Source organism: Tenacibaculum holothuriorum (assembly GCF_002120225.1).
GTDB lineage: Bacteria > Bacteroidota > Bacteroidia > Flavobacteriales > Flavobacteriaceae > Polaribacter > Polaribacter holothuriorum.
This window is the reverse complement of record NZ_LAPZ01000002.1, coordinates 473,936-492,956: the sequence shown is the minus strand read 5'-3', so window position 1 is coordinate 492,956 and position 19,021 is coordinate 473,936. Positions and strand designations below refer to the sequence as shown.

The 19,021-nt window shown below is 32.0% G+C and carries 14 protein-coding genes; 8 read left to right on the top strand and 6 right to left on the bottom strand.

The features are described 5' to 3' along the window. Both WH52_RS05180 and WH52_RS05175 read right to left on the bottom strand, forming a co-directional pair. The coding region (locus tag WH52_RS05180; RefSeq protein WP_233131516.1) for a M43 family zinc metalloprotease at positions 1–1,309 on the bottom strand (1,309 nt) is incomplete at its 3' end. A gap of 209 nt (positions 1,310–1,518) precedes the next feature. Next, a complete protein-coding gene (locus WH52_RS05175) occupies positions 1,519–3,747 on the bottom strand; it encodes a M43 family zinc metalloprotease (protein WP_086029869.1) in 2,229 nt (742 codons plus the stop codon). Positions 3,748–3,934: 187 nt separating this feature from the next. Here WH52_RS05175 and WH52_RS05170 point away from each other — a divergent pair, with 187 nt between their 5' ends. The 6 genes from WH52_RS05170 (at position 3,935) to WH52_RS05145 (ending at position 10,908) form a co-directional block, all read left to right on the top strand. Next, a complete protein-coding gene (locus WH52_RS05170; protein WP_086029868.1) occupies positions 3,935–5,608 on the top strand; it encodes an ABC transporter ATP-binding protein in 1,674 nt (557 codons plus the stop codon). 60 nt (positions 5,609–5,668) lie between these two features. Then, on the top strand, positions 5,669–6,685 hold the full coding sequence (locus WH52_RS05165) for a sugar phosphate nucleotidyltransferase (protein WP_086029867.1): 1,017 nt from the start codon (positions 5,669–5,671) through the stop codon (positions 6,683–6,685). Positions 6,686–6,752: 67 nt separating this feature from the next. Next, on the top strand, positions 6,753–7,679 hold the full coding sequence (locus tag WH52_RS05160; RefSeq protein ID WP_086029866.1) for a tetratricopeptide repeat protein: 927 nt from the start codon (positions 6,753–6,755) through the stop codon (positions 7,677–7,679). Positions 7,680–7,689: 10 nt separating this feature from the next. Then, complete coding sequence (locus WH52_RS05155) at positions 7,690–8,460, top strand: DUF4292 domain-containing protein (RefSeq protein WP_086029865.1); 771 nt, start codon at positions 7,690–7,692, stop codon at positions 8,458–8,460. Beyond that, positions 8,460–9,683, top strand: coding sequence for a murein hydrolase activator EnvC family protein (locus tag WH52_RS05150; RefSeq protein WP_198938379.1), 1,224 nt, complete (start codon positions 8,460–8,462; stop codon positions 9,681–9,683). The genes WH52_RS05155 and WH52_RS05150 overlap by 1 nt, the downstream gene beginning before the upstream one ends. Before the next feature lie 199 nt (positions 9,684–9,882). Continuing rightward, the gene (locus WH52_RS05145; RefSeq protein WP_086029864.1) at positions 9,883–10,908 is read left to right on the top strand and encodes an AI-2E family transporter; all 1,026 of its coding nucleotides are present in this window, start codon (positions 9,883–9,885) and stop codon (positions 10,906–10,908) included. Positions 10,909–10,956: 48 nt separating this feature from the next. Here WH52_RS05145 and WH52_RS05140 read toward each other — a convergent pair whose 3' ends face one another. Together WH52_RS05140 and WH52_RS05135 are read right to left on the bottom strand one after the other, a co-directional pair. Beyond that, positions 10,957–11,466 carry an acyl-CoA thioesterase gene (locus tag WH52_RS05140; RefSeq protein ID WP_086029863.1) on the bottom strand — a complete coding sequence of 170 codons (510 nt, stop codon included), beginning with the start codon at positions 11,464–11,466 and terminating at the stop codon, positions 10,957–10,959. A gap of 72 nt (positions 11,467–11,538) precedes the next feature. Beyond that, the gene (locus WH52_RS05135) at positions 11,539–12,441 is read right to left on the bottom strand and encodes an HU domain-containing protein (protein WP_086029862.1); all 903 of its coding nucleotides are present in this window, start codon (positions 12,439–12,441) and stop codon (positions 11,539–11,541) included. Between the two features lie 94 nt (positions 12,442–12,535). On the opposite strand from WH52_RS05135, the gene dprA reads away from it, so the two are divergent. After that, complete coding sequence (gene dprA / locus WH52_RS05130; RefSeq protein WP_086029861.1) at positions 12,536–13,633, top strand: DNA-processing protein DprA; 1,098 nt, start codon at positions 12,536–12,538, stop codon at positions 13,631–13,633. Positions 13,634–13,688: 55 nt separating this feature from the next. Then, positions 13,689–14,726: a hypothetical protein gene (locus WH52_RS05125; RefSeq protein WP_394335046.1), complete on the top strand. Its 1,038-nt coding sequence runs from the start codon at positions 13,689–13,691 to the stop codon at positions 14,724–14,726. Here WH52_RS05125 and WH52_RS05120 read toward each other — a convergent pair. Then, complete coding sequence (locus tag WH52_RS05120; protein ID WP_086029859.1) at positions 14,723–15,595, bottom strand: DMT family transporter; 873 nt, start codon at positions 15,593–15,595, stop codon at positions 14,723–14,725. The genes WH52_RS05125 and WH52_RS05120 overlap by 4 nt on opposite strands. A 55-nt stretch (positions 15,596–15,650) precedes the next feature. After that, positions 15,651–18,986: a transcription-repair coupling factor gene (mfd, locus tag WH52_RS05115; RefSeq protein ID WP_086029858.1), complete on the bottom strand. Its 3,336-nt coding sequence runs from the start codon at positions 18,984–18,986 to the stop codon at positions 15,651–15,653. Positions 18,987–19,021: the final 35 nt, after the last annotated feature.

Here is a 19,021-nt window from a genome sequence, read left to right as displayed (position 1 = left end):
TTGTTACTCCTGTTGCATAAGAAGTATTACCGCTAGATGTACAATATGAAATAGTTACTGCTGGCGTTGTAAAGCTTACTGAAGTACTATAGTTAGAGTTTCCAGATGTACACTTGCTACGTACTTGAACCTCATATTGAGTAGAAGCTGATAATCCACTTAATGTTGTTGAATTTGAAGAAACTGCATTTGTTGTCCAAGAAGAAGTTCCTGTTGCACGATACCTTACATCATAGGTTGCTGCTGTTACAGCAGACCAGCTAACCGATGCTCCTGAAGATGTTATTCCTGAAGTAGAAACTCCTGTTGGTACTGTAGCTGTACAAGTAGCTCCGCTTCCAAACTTATCAGATAAAGCTAAACTTCTACGAGCTCCACCAGCTTCTAATACAGCACGCATTCTATTTTTTTGTCCTGCAGTAAATAAGTTCATACAAGCATCATCAGAATAATCCATATAATTTTGAACCATATCTTCTGAACCACATGATACGTGACCTGTTTTACATTGATAATTTGGAGCATCAGATTCTGGAGTATCAGATACAAAATCGTCTACACCACAACCTCCATCACCCCAAATGTGACGTAAGTTTAAGAAGTGACCTACTTCGTGAGTAGTAGTTCTTCCTCCATTAAAAGGAGCTTGAGCTGTTCCTGTAGTTCCAAAATATTGATCTGCCATTACAACTCCATCTGTAGATGCTGCACCTCCAGGAAATTGAGCATAACCTAAAATACTATTTCCTTGTGAGTTTGTTAAATTATCAACAATCCACATGTTTAAGTATTCAGAAGTATTCCATGGATTAACACCTCCTTGAGATGATTTTTTCATACTATTATCTGTTAACCAAGTAGATTTGCTAACTTGTTTTCTAGTAATACCAGTTGTTGCGTTTCCATTAGGATCTATAGTTGCTAATTTAAATTCTATTTGAGTATCAGCAGCTTGAGACCATTTATTAGTTCTATCAGCATTTGTTCTTCTAAAGTCATTGTTCAAAACTGTCATTTGCGACATAATTTGAGCGTTACTAATGTTGTTAGAAGAATTCGTGTATAAGACATGTACTACTACTGGAATAGTAATAATACTACCAGCAACTTTACCTTGATATTGTTGCATTTCTTTCACTCTTTTTTGAGTAAATCTTTCAATCTCTTGCATTCTTTTTTCAAGAGTAGGGTCTTGCTGTTTTCTATGCTCTAAATCTTCAGTAGCATAACATGTTCTTTTTTGCTGCGCAAAAGTGATACTTCCTGCAAACAAAAAGCTTAAAAAAGCTAGGGTAATTTTGTTTCTCATTAAAAGAAGGGTTTGTAATTAATATTTGATTTTGTTGAATTTTTGATATTAAAAAATGATTTTTTATATCAAAAAGACGCCAAATATATAAAAAAGATGAAGTTTTCAAAATTTTAAAAATTAATACATAACCCTTTTTCTTAACTCAAAACAAGAAAAACCCAGTATTTAACTGGGTTTTTAACTAAAAATATTTTTTTCCTTTTATTTTATTGTTTAACAAACTTGTGTGTTACTTTATCATCTCCATCTGTAACATTAAACATATAAATACCAGATTTAAGACTACTCACATCAATTTCTTTTGAAATTTTTCCTTTTTTAACCGTTTGACCAACTAAATTAACAATTGTATATGTTGCTTTTGATGTTTCAAAAACTCTTACAAATAGCATATTACCTTTAACTGGATTCGGATAAATAGAATACTCTTCTTCTAAAGTATTCCCTTCTCTAGTTGTATCTAAAGTTCTTAACGCTACTAGCGAGTTTCCAACCCCTCTTGCTCCTGCTCCAATACCAGTAATTTTCACTTTATCAATATAAATATGATCTCCGTTACCACTGGCATCACATTGAAACCTAAACATTGAATTGCTTGCAAAATTTACATCGGAAGCATTTAAAGTTACAGTAGCTGAATAGAAAGTGTTATTGTTAAAGTCAGCTCCTCTAGCCCAAGACGCTACGGTAGACCAACTAGAACCATTATAGTAACGTAACCAAAAATCTTCATTATTTTCCATACTATATGGATAGAATTCAAAACTTACTTCTACTTGATTGTATGATGATAAATTATATGATTGAGAAGTCATTGCCGAACGTGTTCCAGAATTATCTCTTAAACGAATAGAATAACTACCATCACTAGATCTTGAGCCAGAATATCTGTAACAATCTCCTCCCCCATCAGTCCATCCTTCCCATCCTGTTTCAAATGATCCATCAAACAATACTGTTGATCCTCCTCCTGTATCACAAGGTGCACAAGAACCTCCACAATCTACTCCTGTTTCATCTCCGTTTTGAATTCCATCTGAACAAGTAGGCTCAGGTGTACTACCCAAACAAAATTCTTTTGTTTCTGAACTACCAAACGAACCTCCAGAAGCTAAACTTCCGCTAGATCCAGTAATTGAATATGAACCACTTCCATAAGCGCAGCAAATTCCATCACCATAAGAATCATTAATTGTAAATGTATAACAACCATCTGGTAAACATAGTTCTTCAGTAATTGTAGTTCCATTATTTGAACTTCCATATCCATTACCAGAAGCAACAGTTGCTCCTGATGCATTGGTTATACTCCATGAAGTTTCTGATGCATAATTATCAAACGTTAAAGAAAAAGTAACTTCATTATCTGTACAAGATGTTTGACATGGCGCACATGAAGAACCTCCACAATCTACTCCTGTTTCATCTCCATTTTGAATTCCATCTGAACAAGTAGGTGTAGAACCTCCACCAAATTTATCAGATAATGCTAAACTTCTTCTAGAACCTCCTGGGTCTAAAACCGCTCTCATTCTATTTTTTTGCCCTGTGGTAAATAAATTCATACAGGCATCATCAGAATAATCCATATAATTTTGAACCATATCTTCTGACCCACATGAAACATGACCTGTTGCACAGTTATAATTAGCAGCATCTGAAGTTGGTGTATCTGAAACAAAATCGTCTACACTACAACCTCCATCACCCCAAATGTGACGTAAATTTAAAAAATGTCCAACTTCATGAGTTGTTGTACGTCCTTTATCAAATGGAGCTGATAAATAGAATCCTGAGCCTTTATCAGAACTTCCGAAATACTGAGGACTCATTACTACTCCATCAGTAGCAGCACTACCTCCAGGAAATTGAGCATATCCTAAAATTCCGCCACCAATATTACATACCCACATATTTAAATATTCTGCCGCATTCCATGGATTTACTCCTCCTTGCGAAGCTTTTTTCATTGCATCATTGGTTCCCCAAGAGGTTCTTGTTGAAGATTTTCTTGTAACTCCGTTTGTAGAATTTCCATTAGGATCGACATTCGCTAATTTAAACTCAATTTGAGTATCTGCCGCTTGAGACCATTTATTAGTAGCATCTGAGTTGGTACGACGAAAATCTTCATTCAATACATCAATTTGTGATTGAATTTGAGCCATACTAATATTTTCTTGTGAATTGCTATAAATTACATGAACCACTACTGGGATTGTAATAATTTGTCCATCTACCTTACCTTGATAGTTTTGTATTTCTTTTACTCTTTTTTGCGTAAAAGATTCAATTTTTTGCATTCGTTCTTCTAGTTGAGGATCTAGAGTTTTTCTATACTCTAAATTATTCATTGTATGGCAATTTCTTTTGGTTTGTGCCATAATACCTCCAATGAAAAAGAGGCTTAGAACTAATAATGTAATGTTTTTCATTTTTAAAAAGTTTTGGGTTTAGTTAATTTTAGTTTTTTGTTAATTTTTTACATAAGTCATAATTATTTTGTTAATTTTTAATTATTCTGCTTATAAAAATAATTATTAGCAAACAAAAAAACAAAGTTAAAACCCTGTATATTAGTTTTTTATAAAAAATATATTTTTACATTATAATTATTCATTGATGCTTAACATAAAAAACCTCTCCATATCCTTTACCAATAAGAACACAGAAAACACTGTTATTCACAATATTTCTTTCTCTTTACAAAACAATAAAATACTAGGAATTGTTGGTGAAAGTGGTAGTGGAAAATCAGTGAGTTCTATGGCAATTATGGGACTGTTGCCTAAGAAAAAAACTACAATTACAGGAGAAGTTATATTCAATGAAAACCAACTTTTACAATTCACCGAAAAAGAATTTCAGCAAATACGAGGTAAACAAATTGGAATGATTTTTCAAGAACCAATGAGTTCTTTAAATCCAACATTAACTTGTGGTTTTCAAGTTGAAGAAATATTAAAACAGCATACTAATCTTTCGAAAAGTGAAATAAAAAATGAGGTTATTTCCTTATTTGAAAAAGTGAAACTCCCTAGACCTCAACAGATATTCAACTCATATCCTCATGAAATTAGTGGTGGGCAAAAACAACGTGTTATGATTGCCATGGCTGTTGCTTGTAAACCACAACTTTTAATTGCTGATGAGCCTACTACTGCCCTAGATGTAACAGTACAAAAAGAAATTATCAAGCTGTTGAAAGAGCTTCAGCAAGAAACTCAAATGAGTATTATTTTTATTTCTCACGATTTAGCTTTGGTCTCAGAAATTGCTGATGATGTTCTGGTGATGTATAAAGGAAAAATTATAGAAAAAGGAAATGCTCAAGAAATATTTAAAACTCCTAAAGAATCATACACAAAAGCACTTATTAACTCAAAGCCACAACTCGGTAAAAGAGTAAAAAAATTACCTACAGTAAACGATTTCATCAATGAAACTGTCAATGAAACGTTATACAGTAATGAAGAACGAAATCTATTTCATCAAAAAATATATAGTGCTTCTCCTCTATTAGAAATTAATAATCTTGAAAAAGAATATGTTTCGAGAGGTTATTGGTTTCAAAAACCACAAAAGGTAAAAGCTGTTAATAATGTTAGTTTTAAGATTTATGAAGGGGAAACTTTAGGGTTAGTTGGTGAAAGTGGTTGCGGAAAAACTACTTTAAGTAGAACTATTTTACAGCTAGAAAAAGCTAGTTCAGGATCGGTTATTTATAAAGGTAAGGACATTACAAAGCTTTCTAAAAAAGAAGTAAAACAATTACGAAAAGACATTCAAATTATTTTCCAAGATCCGTTTTCTTCTTTAAATCCAAGAATTACTGTTGGAAATTCCATTTTAGAACCTATGAAAGTTCATGGTATTCTAAACAACAACAAAGAACGACAGCATTATGTTCTTGAACTATTAGAAAAAGTAGGCTTAGAAAAAGAGCATTTTTATAGATATCCTCACGAGTTTTCTGGCGGACAACGTCAACGAATTGGTATTGCTCGTACCATTGCTTTGCAACCAAAACTCATTATTTGCGACGAATCTGTTTCGGCTTTAGACGTTTCTGTACAAGCACAAGTATTAAATTTATTAAATCAGTTAAAAACTGAATTTAATTTTACATACATCTTTATTTCTCACGACTTATCAGTCGTTAAATATATGGCAGATCAGTTAGTTGTCATGAATAAAGGAAAAATAGAGGAAATTGGAGATTCTGATGAAATTTACGAAAATCCAAAAACTACCTATACACAATCTTTAATCAATGCAATTCCTAAAGGAATTTAACTTTTTTCAATCGTATAAGAAGTAGTATATTGCAACGTTAAAAAAACGAAGAAAAGAATTATGAAAATAATTGTACCAATGGCAGGAATTGGGTCGCGTTTAAGACCTCATACATTAACAACTCCAAAGCCATTAACCGTAATCGCTGGTAAACCAATTGTTCAGCGTTTAGTAGAAGATATTACCTCGGTTGTAAAGCAACCTATAGAAGAAATAGCATTTATTATTGGTCCTGCAGCAAAAGGATTTCCTGCAAATACTAAAGATAAATTAGTAGCAATCGCTGAAAGTTTAGGAGCCAAAGGTTCTGTATACGTTCAAGAAGAAGCTTTAGGAACTGCACATGCAATTCATTGTGCAAAAGATTCCTTATCTGGACCTTGTGTTGTTGCTTTTGCTGATACACTTTTTAAAGCAGATTTTACTTTAGATGCCAATGCTGATGGAGCTATTTGGGTTAAACAAGTAGAAGATCCAAGTGCTTTTGGTGTTGTGAAATTACAAGACGGAATTATTACCGATTTTGTTGAAAAACCAAAAGAATTTGTTTCTGACTTAGCAATTATTGGTATTTATTATTTTAAAGATGGAGGTAAAGTAAAAGAAGAAATTCAGTATTTAATTGATAACGATTTAAAGGAAAATGGAGAATATCAATTAACCAATGTTTTAGAATCTTTAAAACAGCAAGGTGCTAAATTTATTCCTGGTAAAGTAGATGCATGGATGGATTGCGGTAAAAAAGACCCAACTGTAGATACTAACAAACAAGTATTAGGTTTTGAACAAACTGATGGTAATAATTTAGTTGCTAAAGACGTTGTATTAGAAAACTCAGAAATTATTCAACCATGTTATATTGGTAAAAATGTAGTGCTTAAAAACGCTAAAATTGGCCCTTATGTATCGATTGGTGAAAATAGTATTGTTGAAAATTCTACAATAGAAAATTCATTAATTCAAACCAATGTTCATATTTCTAATGCTACATTAAACAATGCTATGATTGGTAATCATGCAAAATATAATGGTAATTATACATCGGTAAGTATAGGTGATTATACAGAACTTACATAAAACTTTTAGAAGCAAGAGGCAAGAAAAAAGAGACAAGACTATTAATCGTTTGAATATCAATATAGTTTTGTCTTTTACCTTTTGTCTTTTTTCTTTTATATCTTATTCTCAAGATAGTATTCCTACTCACAATTCTGCTGAAGAAATTAACAATTTAAAATTTCAAGAATACTTTTTTAAAGCACTTTCAGAAAAAGCTATTTACAACTACCAAAAAGCTATTGAAAACTTAGAAGAATGTAATCGGTTAATTCCTAATGATAAGGCAGTTTTATTCGAATTATCTAAAAACTTCTTAAAGCTAAATAGAACTTACGAGTCTTTGCAATATGCTAATGATGCTTTAAAAAAGGATACTAAGAATCTTTGGATTCTTGAACATATTGTAAACATTTACAAAAGAGATAGAAATTTTAACGAAGCCATAAAAACTCAAGAAAGAATAGGGGAGTTGTTTCCTAAAAAAAGAAAATCTCTTGTGTATTTACACCTTCAAAATAATGATGTTGTTTCTGCCAAGGAAGTTTTAAAAGAATTGCAAGAGGCAAAATTATTAGATGCTCGATTAAGACGAATTCAGGAAAAACTTACAAGCCCACCAAAAATTACTTCGTTAGTAACATCTAAAAAATCGATTGTAAAAAAAGTAACGGGTGACTTAAAAACTGAATTTACAAACAACAAAACATTCAGTACGCTAAGCACATTACTTACTAAATTGTATACTGAAAACGATGCTGATTTACTTAGGTTTAGTGAAGAAGGAATGCAGCTATTTCCTGCTCAACCTATTGTTTATTTAATGAATGGGCGTGCATTAATTCAGCAAAAAAAATATAAAAAAGCTATTGTAAGTTTACAAACTGGTATTGATTTTGTTATTGACAATAACGAAATGCAATCTAACTTTTACAAAGAACTTATTAAAGCTTACGAAAGGGTAGGAGATGCTAAGAATCGTAAGAAGTTTCAAAAAAAGTTAAATGCTTTATAATTAATTTATAATGAAGTTATTTAAGTACATATTCGTTTTTTTTATTGCTTTTACATCGTGTAAATCGGCAAAAAAAACAACTGATAATCTTTCAGAAATTGAAAGTTTGTCTGCAAGAAAAGTTGCTAAAAAGCACGTAGCAGCAAGTTTTAATGAAAAATCATTAGAAGCTCGTTTACGAGTAAACTATAAAGACACCAAAGAAGATGTTGGTTTTTCAGTTAAAATGAGATTGAAAAAAGACGAAGTTATTTGGTTAAAAGGAACAAAAATCATCACTGTTTTTAAAGCTAAAATTACACCAACAAAAGTCAGTTTTTATTCTCCTTATAAAAAGAATTATTTCGAAGGAGATTTTAGCATGTTAACAAAGTTATTAGGGGTAGAAGTTAATTTTGAACAACTTCAAAGTATGCTCTTAGGAGAAGCGCTGTTAAATGTAAGAGAGCAACGACAAAACGTTGATATTATTAATGCTTCATACCGTTTGTCGCCTAAAAAACAACCCACATTATTCGATGTGTTTTTCGATGTAAATCCGTCGCATTTTAAGTTGAATAAACAGTCATTGATCAACCCAATAAAAGAGCAGCGTTTAGATATTGATTATCCTAGCTATTCAACCAAAAACAATGTGTTATATCCTAGTAAAATTTCAATTTTAGGAAAGAGTAAAAAGAAATTTACAAAGATTGATATTACGTACAGATCGGTAGAATTTAATAAAAACCTAAACTTCGATTTTAGAATTCCTGCTGGTTATAAAGAAATTAAGTTATAATGATTAAACAATTTTTTTACATAGTATTTAGTTGTGCTTTTTTACTAAGTATTTCTACCCAAGCTCAAAGCAGAAAAGAGCTTGAAAATCAGCGTAAAAAAATTAAAAAAGAGATGAAGCAAATCAACTCTCTTATTTTTAATACAAAGAAGAAAAAAACGAATGCTTTAGATGATTTAAAAGATCTTAATCAGAAAATAAGTACTCGAGAGCGTTTAATTGAAACTATTGAGTTAGAAACTGAAGAACTTAATAAAGAAATTAAAAGCAACACCAAAAAACTTCAAAACAACCAAAAACAACTTAAGAAGTTAAAGGATGAATATTCTGAAATGGTTGTAAAATCATACAAAAGTAAATCTCAACAAAGTAAAACCATGTTTTTACTGTCATCTAAGAACTTTTATCAGGCTTATAAGCGATTAAAGTACATGGAACAGTACAAAGACTTTCAGAAAAAGCAAGGGGAGGAGATACTTACTAAAATTAGCCTTATAAAAAAGTTGAACGATTCTTTAGATCAACGAAAAAAGGCAAAAGAACAATTGCTAGTTGATGAAACTGAACAAAAGGAAGCTATTGAAGATGACAAAAAAAGTCAGGAAAAGTTAGTTTCAAAAATCAAGAAGCAAGAGCGTAAGTACAAAAGAGATTTACAGAAGAAAATTCGCGAAGAAAAAAGAATTACCAGTCGTATAGATAAACTTATTAGAGAAGCTATTGCTCGTGCAAACAGAAAACGAAATAAAGGAAAAAAGAATGTAAAAAAGTCTTCTGGATTTGTTTTAAACGAAGCTGAAAAGAAATTATTAGCCAACTTTGAGCAAAACAAAGGAAACCTTCCTTGGCCAGTACAAGGTGTTATTACACGTAAGTTTGGTGTACAACCTCACCCTACATTTCCTGGTATAAAAATTAGCAGTCCTGGGTTGCATATTGTTACCAAAGCTAACAGTAATGCTAAAAGTATTTTTAATGGAAAAGTACTTAATATTCAATCAAATTCTGATGGTAAAAAATCAGTACTAATACAACACGGAAATTACATTTCTGCCTATAATAATTTAGAGAAAACACTAGTAAAAAAAGGCGATGTAGTTAAAACAGGTGATGCAGTTGGTAAAGTTTTTACTGATAAAATTTCTGGAAAAACACGTTTAGGATTTATCTTATACAAAAATTTAACACGTTTAAATCCCGCTAGTTGGATTCGAAAAAAATAGTATCTTAACTTCGGTTATTTCAATAAATTACTTTTCCCAGATTTTAAAAATATGGTTCGTTAACGTTTTTTGCGTTGTAATTCCTTCGAAATATGGAGTTTACTTATTGAAAAACTCATAGATTCCGTATCAAGTACGGAATGACAGACAGATTTAAAAGTTATACCGTTTTAACAATTTAAAAGACAATAAACTTATTATGAAACAAGCTGCTAACTTTGTTATAGTTACCATAGCTATTCTAGCTACTCTTGTAGTAGGAAAAGGAATTTTAATTCCCTTTGTATTTGCTCTTATCTTTTGGTTTTTAACTAGAGAAATACGAAAATCTATATACAAGCTTCCTTTTGCTAAGAAGTTTATTCCGCATTGGCTAAGTAACATTTTGGTGTTTACGGTTATTATTTTAGCCTTTGGTTTTATTTCTGAAATTATTACCAATAGTATTTCTAATTTAACAGAATCGTATTCTAAATACGAGCCCAATGTTTCTTCTATTATAAATAAATTAAACAGTTATTTTCATATTGATATTTTTAAATCGGTAAAATCGGTTATTGGTAATTTCGATTATGGGTCGGTTTTAGGCAATATCGCAAACGGAATAAGCGGATTGTTAGGCGACACCTTTATGATTGTTATTTACGCCTTATTTATCTTCTTAGAGGAAGCTAGCCTTAAAAAGAAACTACGTAAAGTGTTTTTTAAAGACAATGGTAATGTTCAAAGTATCTTAACGAAGATAGAAAACTCTATTTCTAGTTATTTGCGTTTAAAAACTTATGTAAGCCTTTTAACGGGTATTTTAAGTTATATCGTATTGGTTTTAGTAGGAGTAGATAGCGCTCCTTTCTGGGCATTTTTAATCTTTTTATTGAATTATATCCCTACTATTGGTTCATTAGTAGCTACCGTGTTTCCTGCTATTTTTAGCTTGATACAATTTGGTGAATTCACCCCCTTTTTAATTGTATTAACTGCAGTAGGTGCAGTACAAGTAATTGTAGGTAATGTAGTAGAGCCTAAAGTCTTTGGGAAATCGTTAAACTTAAGCCCTTTGGTAACCATTTTAGCTTTAGCTATTTGGGGAAAAATTTGGGGAATAACAGGTATGATTCTTTCAGTACCTATTACCGTTATTATGATTATAATTTTCTCTCAATTTGAAAAAACAAAAACCGTAGCCATTTTCCTCTCTGAAAGTGGTGATTTGGATGATAAATAAAAAGAGACGCTAATAGCGTCTCTTTTTATTTATCATATTTATTCTTCCTTAAACAAACAAAGCTTTTAATTCTGTAGCATCTTTAGGTTCCATTTTACCAGCTAATACCAAACTTAATTGCTTCCTACGTAAAGCCCCATCGTAACGCTTTTTTTCTAACTCAGTTTCTGGGGTTATTTGAGGAATTGGCACAGGTTTATTGGTTTCATCAACAGCTACAAAAGTATAAATACCTTCGTTTACTTGCGTTTTCTCACCAGATTGACGGTCTTCTATCCAAACATCTACATACACCTCCATAGACGATTTAAAAGCACGAGAAACCTTAGCTTCTACCGTTACAACACTACCTACTGGTACCGATTTGGTAAATGCTACATGATTTACTGAAGCAGTTACCACAATTCTTCTTGAATGTCGTCTTGCTGCAATACTACAAGCTCTGTCCATTCTTGCTAATAATTCACCTCCAAAAAGATTATCTAAATAGTTAGTTTCACCTGGTAAAACTAAGTCGGTAAGTACGGTTAACGATTCTTTCGGTGTCTTTGCTCTCATGACCTAAATTTTGGGCGCAAAGATACGGAAACGTTTTACAACGTTTCTAAAATAACCTTATTAAATATTAGCTTATTTTTCTAGCAACCAAGCGTCTTCGCTAACAGTGTTTTGAATCTCTTCTAAAGCAGTTCTTGCATCTTCTCTTGTAGCATAACCACTAAAAGCAACCTGTGTAAGACCAATAGAATTTTTACCTACAATTTTTGCATCAAAACCTTCTTCTTTAAGTTGCTCTAACTTCTTTGTTGCATTGGCTTCTGACTGAAAAGCACCTGCAATAATAAAAAAGTTGTTTGCCTCTTTAGCAACGTTTAAATTAATAGTAGGTAGCGGATTATCGATAACAAAAGTAGCAGATTGAATCTTCTTATCAATCGCTTCTTGTTGAGTTGCAAATTCTTTTGCTTCTTGTTGATTTTGAGTATAGTTCCAACCTGTAATTCCTAATCCTAAAACAACAACTGCAGCAGCGGCTCTCTTAACATATAACGGAAGTACTTTTGTTTCTTTTTCTTCAGCATTGTCAACAACTGTAACCTCGTTTTCTTCAACAATTCTTCCAACAGCAGGAGATTCTACAGTTGCTAAACCAAACGAATCGGTTAAAAAATTACTTTCTAAATTAGGTTCAAAAGTAATTTGTTGGTCTTCATTCATAGATAATGTACCAACTTGTGCTACTTCGATTGAAGTTTTAGTCAATTCTTCTTTCCACTCAGCAACCTCAACAGCAATTTTACGAACAGCTTCTTCAAAAGAAATCTTTTCGTTTGTAGCAATATAGTTTGCCAACAAACCATCATTGTGTTGTAAATACGAATTAAAGGTAATTTCTTTTTTTGGAGGATGCATTGTATGCGTAAAGTGATTCACTTTAGCACCCGTTTTATTGGTAACAAATCCACCAAAATTAGGAATAATTACACAGTCGTATCTATATAATAAATCGTTGATGTAGTTGGCTATAGTCATAATAACAAAGATAGTAAATTCAAGGTATTCAACGCAATTTATATACATCTTTTATCAACATTTTTTTGTATATTGATAGTCAATATGTTTGCTCATGACTTCTGAAAAATTGCTGGCTATTCTGCGTTTACAAACCACAAAAAATGTGGGAGATATTATGGCAAAACGATTAATTTCTGCCACAGGAAATGTTGAGCAAATATTTAAAGAAAAACCTCAAAACTTAGCTAAAATAAATGGAATTGGTAGTACCGTAATTCAGCATTTATTCGATACAGAAAATTTTAAAAGAGCAGAGGAGGAGTTGAATTACATTCAAAAGTCTAAGGTTAAATTTTCCTACTTTTTAGATAATGATTATCCTGAAAATTTAAAACATTGTATCGATGCTCCTATCTTACTTTTTTATGATGGAAATATCAATTTAAATACTAATAAGATTCTATCTATAGTCGGTACAAGAAACATTACTTCTTACGGTCGTGATTTTTGCAATCAATTAATTGAAGACTTAACACCATACAATTCAATAATTGTTAGTGGTTTTGCCTATGGAGTAGATATTTGTGCTCATAAAGCTGCTATAAAACAAAACTTACAAACCATCGCGGTTTTTGCTCATGGATTAGACTCTGTTTATCCTAAAACTCATAAAAAACATATCCACGAAGTAAAAAACAATGGTGGAATTATTACTGAGTTTTGGCACAACGAAACACCTCAACGAGAAAATTTTTTAAAACGAAACAGAATTGTTGCAGGAATTTCACGTGGAACCATTATCATTGAATCTGCTAAAAAAGGAGGTTCTTTAGTAACCGCAGATATTGCAAATTCATACAACAGAGATGTATTTGCTTTAGCGGGAAGAACAACCGATATTTACAGTGAAGGTTGTAATAATTTGATAAAAAACAATCAAGCACATTTATTATCCTCAGCAGAAGATGTTGTAAAAATGTTTAATTGGGATTTGTCAAAAGCCTCAACACCCAAGCAAAAGGAATTGTTTGTTACTCTAACCGAAACCGAACAAAAGCTCTATGATTATCTGTTGCAAAACGGAAAACAACATTTAGATTTAATTGCTTTAGAGTGTCAAATTCCCGTTTATCAATTATCTTCAATATTAGTTCAAATGGAATTAAAAGACGTTGTTAAGCCTTTACCTGGTAAATTGTTTGAAGTTTAGTATTAATGGCTATTTTTGAGAAAACTCTCTTTCAATGTCGTTTGAAGAAAAATTAATGTCACAAAAAAAGCCAGCTTTTCCTGTTACAGAAGAGTTGAATTCTTATTTAATAAAACATAGTAGAAATATTAAAATCCCTGTGTTTTATGAAGATTTACTACGCTTTCAAGGATCGGTAACAGTTTATGACAACAACGATAATGATACACTTTGGATTCGTGTGTATTATTCAGAATTTGAACGACAAGAAATAGATTTAAGCCTAAAAAAAGTTTATACAATTCTACATTCAAATGGTAATGAAGATACGATTCAGTATTTAAATATTGATGCTGTGGACTATTGTACGTTTGGAAATTCGAAACCATTTCGTATTAAAGTTAGAAATATTTTAAACGACAACTATACCTATTTTTACGTTAAAAAAACCGATGCTTCTCGTATTTACGGACTCGAGTTAGAACACATGCTTTCTCCATACAACCTCAACTATTTGGTCTATAAAAACACACTTATAGAAGAGCATATTGCAGGCATACCTGGTGATGTATTTATCAAAGATAATTTACCAAATTGTTCTGCCTTAGAAAAAGCTCAAATTGCAAAAGAGTTTGTAAAATTTAATGAGCGTTGTATGATTCGTTTACTAGGAGATATGCGCTCATATAATTATGTAATTGTTCCTACTCACGATTTTGATAATGTAGTTTATAAAATTAGAGCGATTGATTTCGATCAGCAATGTTTTGAGGGAAAATTTAAAGTGTATTATCCGCAATTTTTTAAAGAGAATATAACCATGGTACAGCTAGTAGGAGAGAAGCTAAGTTCACCTTCTATAGAGCAGTATAAACTTGAAGAAAGATCAATCGTAGCGAAGCGAATTTTAAGTTCAGAAAAACGAATTACAGAGTTGGTTTCTTGTATGAAAAATGATGTTATTTCTACTGAAAAAAACATTGATTTACTCAAACAACAAATCTTTGACTTTACAAAAGATATTCCCTTTAAAAAGAGTGATAATATGGGTGAAATATTAGAAAATGCACTTTCTTTTGTAAAAAGAAATTACGAAAATGTAAGTATGCGTTAAGCTTTACTTTTCTTACTACGAATACTTTCTATAATTACTGTTGATAGGATTAATAATCCGCCAAAAAAGGTTTGTAATTTAGGTACTTCATTCAAAAATAAAAAAGCCAAAACAATTCCAAAAACTGGTTGAATACTACTAATGATACTTGCGGTTGATGCTTTAAAATGTTTCAGTTTTAATGTAAGTAACGTATGCCCTATTGCAGTGGTTAAAATTCCTAAAATTAATACATACGGATATTGATGCGAAATATTGGAAATATCCTTAAGAAACAAATATGGTATCGTTACAAATGCAACGATTAACATTTGATAGAACATCAACATAGATCCATGATATTGTACTACCAATTTCTTCATTAGTAAAAACCGAATGGCATAACAAAATGCTGAGAAAACTCCAAATGCTATTCCTTGAATCATTGAACTTTCTAAGTGCATTTCTGGAGCTAAAATATATACTCCTAACAATACCATAGCACCTAACAATAAATGGACTTTGCTTAATTTGTTTTTAAAGAAAAAAGGTTCTAAAAATGTAGTAATAACAGGGTAGGTGTATAAAGATAACATCCCAACTGCTACATTCGAAAGTTTTAACGCATAGAAGTACGTAACCCAATGTAATGCCATAAAAACCCCCGCAATTATAAAAGTAAATCGGTCTTTTTGAGATTTAACTTTAAGCGAGATGTTTTTAACCTTACAAAACCCAAATAAAAACATCATTGCAATAGCTGCACGAAACCAAACAATTACTTCAGGAGAAAGTTTTATGTACTTTCCTAATACTCCAGAAGTACTTATAAAAAGTGTCGCTAAAACAAGCTGTGATAAGTGTTTTGTGTGTGAGTTTTGCTTTTCCATATTAAAAAAGATTGCTTCGTCGTAAACTCCTAGAAATGACGTAGTATATCAAAGTTTATATCTTTTGTAAGACACTTAGCGCTTTATTTACCGAATCAATTTTTATAAATGTAATCAGTAATCGTAATCCGTTTTTGGTTTGTTTTTCTTTCATTACACAACTCTTCGGATTCTTCTGTAAATACTGCAACATTCTTGTAAATGCTTCAGTTTGATAGAACTCACTTTGCTGATTTGCTACAAAATATCCAATCATTCGTTTTTGTTTTAAAACGATTTTCTCTAACCCTAACGATTTTGCTAACCACTTAATTCGAACACTATCTAATAAGTCGATAACTTGGGTTGGATATTCACCAAATCTATCGGTAATTTCGCTCTCAAAGGTCAATAATTCGTCTTCCGTTTTTAACGAAGCCAATTTGTTATATAAATTCAATCTTTCAGTAACAGAATTCACATAATCATCTGGGAATAATATTTCAAAATCGGTGTCTATTTGAACCTCTTTTACGTACTCTTTGGGCTTTCCATCATCTTCAACAGGATACAGCTCTTTAAACTCATTCTCTTTTAATTCTTCAATAGCTTCTTGAAGAATTTTCTGATAGGTATCAAAACCTATATCATTCATAAATCCGCTTTGTTCACCACCTAATAAATCTCCAGCACCACGGATTTCTAAATCTTTCATTGCAATATTTAATCCGCTTCCTAAATCAGAAAACAACTCTAATGCTTGAATTCGCTTACGAGCATCATCTGTCATATGATGATACGGCGGAGTGATAAAATAACAGAATGCTTTTTTGTTAGAACGACCTACACGACCACGCATTTGGTGTAAATCAGACAATCCGAAGTTATTTGCATTATTAATAAAAATAGTATTGGCGTTTGGCACATCCAATCCACTTTCAATAATGGTGGTAGAAACGAGTACATCAAACTCATTGTTCATAAATCCGAGCATTAATTCCTCTAGTTTTTTACCTTCCATTTGCCCATGACCAATTCCGATTTTTGCAGAAGGAACCAATCGCTGCAACATTCCTGCTACTTCTTTGATATTTTCAATTCGGTTGTGGATAAAAAACACCTGTCCTCCACGTGAAATTTCATACGAAATTGCATCTCTCATTACCTCTTCACTTAAACGAATTACATTGGTTTCAATAGGATGTCGGTTCGGAGGTGGTGTTTTGATAACCGACAAATCTCTTGCGGCCATCAAACTGAATTGTAATGTTCTTGGAATTGGTGTAGCGGTAAGCGTCAACGTATCTACATTTTCTTTGATGGTTTTCAGTTTATCTTTAGCGGCAACTCCAAACTTTTGCTCTTCATCAATAATTAACAAGCCTAAATCTTTAAACTGAACACTTTTATTAGTTAGTTGATGCGTACCAATCACAATGTCTACACTTCCATTGGCTACGCCTTCTAAAACTCCTTTTCTCTGTTTTGTGGTACGAAAACGGTTTAAATAGTCTATGGTGACCGGAAAGTCTTTTAATCGCTTAGAAAAGGTTTTAAAGTGCTGAAATGCTAAAATAGTCGTAGGAACTAAGATCGCTACTTGTTTTCCGTTATCTACCGCTTTAAAAGCAGCACGTATGGCAACTTCGGTTTTACCAAATCCTACATCTCCACAAACCAAACGATCCATAGGTTGGTCTTTCTCCATATCGGCTTTTACGTCTTGAGTCGCCGAAAACTGATCGGGAGTATCTTCAAATAAAAAGCTTGCTTCTAACTCATGTTGCATATGCGTATCAGGTCCGAAAGAAAATCCTTTTTCTAACTTTCGTTTTGCATACAGCTTAATTAAGTTAAAGGCAATTTCTTTAACACGTTTCTTGGTCTTTTGTTTTACTTTTTTCCAAGCATCAGAACCTAGTTTGTATATCTTAGGTGTTTTACCATCTTTTCCGTTGAATTTAGAAATTTTATGCAACGAGTGAATACTCACATACAATACATCTCTATCTCCATAAATAAGCTTGATGGCTTCTTGTTTTTTTCCTTCAACATCAATCTTTTGTAAACCAGCAAATCGACCAATACCATGATCTATATGCGTTACATAATCTCCTTTTTCAAGATTGGTTAATTCTTTTAAGGTGATGGATTGCTTTTTAGCATATCCGTTTTTTAAGCGGAATTTATGATAACGTTCAAAGATTTGATGATCGGTATAACAAACTATTTTTTCATCTAAATCGACATATCCTTGATAAATTGGAAAAACCAAAGTTTCATACGAAACATCTTCATCATGATCCTCAAAAATATCTTTAAATCGTTGTGCTTGTTTTTCGTTTGCACAGAAAATATAATTGGTAAATCCTTTTTCAGAAAACTCATTAAAATTCTGAATTAATAAATCGAATTTTTTATTGAAAGAAGGCTGCGGATGTGTATTAAAATCAACCGTAGTGCCAGAAACTTTTGCTTGCGACGATAAATGCGCTACCGTAAACTGCTGTAATTGTTCCAACAATAAACTTCCGTTACAGAAAAGTTCTTCTGGTTTTGCATGATTAATTTCTTGAGAAAGCTTTTCAAATTCAACCTCTGCTTTATGATAAAACTTGTCTAAATTTCCCGCTAGTAAATCCGTGTTTTTTGCAAAAATTACTGTTTTAGAAGCAATATATTTTAGAAAACTTTCGCGAGTTTCTTGCAAGGTTTTGTTTTCTACATTGGGCATTATACTTACTTTCTTCAGTTTGTCTTTAGAAAGTTGTGTTTCTACATCAAAAGTTCTTATGCTGTCTACCTCATCACCAAAAAATTCAATTCGGTAAGGTTCGTCGTTAGAAAAAGAAAATACATCGATAATTCCACCACGTACCGAAAATTCTCCTGGTTCGGTAACAAAATCTACGCGATTAAAATTGTACTCAAACAATACTTCGTTTACAAAATCGAGCGATAATTGCTCACCCACACTTACTTTTAAAGTGTTTTTTTCGAGTTCTTTTTTGGTTACTACTTTTTCAAATAGGGCAGTAGGATAGGTAACAATAATCGCAGGTTTTTTGCGAGAATTGATACGGTTTAACACCTCTGAACGTAGTAAAACATTGGCATTGTCTGTTTCTTCTATCTGATACGGACGACGATACGAACCTGGATAAAACAGTACATTTTTATCTCCCAATAACTGCTCTAAATCGTTTAAATAATATGCCGCCTCTTCTTTATCATTACAGATAAATAAGTACGGTTTATCGGCTTTTTTAAAGGTTTCAGATATAACAAATGACAACGAAGAACCTACCAAATTCGTTATTTGAAAATGGTTGTGTTCTTGTTGAAGCTCTTTTACAATCTGACTAACTTTTGCAGACTGTTGGTAATGATTGACAATAGTTTGCTTGCTCAACGTAGTAAAAATTTGAGCAAAGATACGGGGTTATT